Origin of the sequence: Pseudoalteromonas sp. GW168-MNA-CIBAN-0100, assembly GCF_040309225.1 — a bacterium.
Taxonomy (GTDB): Bacteria; Pseudomonadota; Gammaproteobacteria; order Enterobacterales; family Alteromonadaceae; genus Pseudoalteromonas; species Pseudoalteromonas arctica.
Window position 1 is genome coordinate 1 of record NZ_JBEOOL010001079.1, and the last position, 237, is coordinate 237.

The 237-nt window shown below is 43.0% G+C and carries 1 protein-coding gene; it reads right to left on the reverse strand.

Annotated features, from left to right (window positions below):
- Nucleotides 1–215: hypothetical protein (locus AAEY62_RS24670; protein ID WP_350637127.1), on the reverse strand; the 215-nt coding region annotated here is incomplete at its 3' end.
- Nucleotides 216–237 lie beyond the last annotated feature (22 nt).

Below are 237 nucleotides of genomic sequence, written 5' to 3' on the forward strand. Positions count from 1 at the left end.
GGGCACGCAGCCGCAACCTGTTGTTTGATGTTTTGAATTTCAGCAAGTTGAGAATCTGTATATTTTTGTATAAAGAGAACCGATGTTTTTGTACCAGTATGTGGTTTGAAACTATTAGGGTGTAGCCCGACCACTGCCAAAAGTCGCGCTTTTCGTAAAATCCATTCACGAATAAAAGCAAGGGAGGAGTTATTAAACTTACCTTGCGGTAACACAATGGCTGCACGTCCTCCAGGC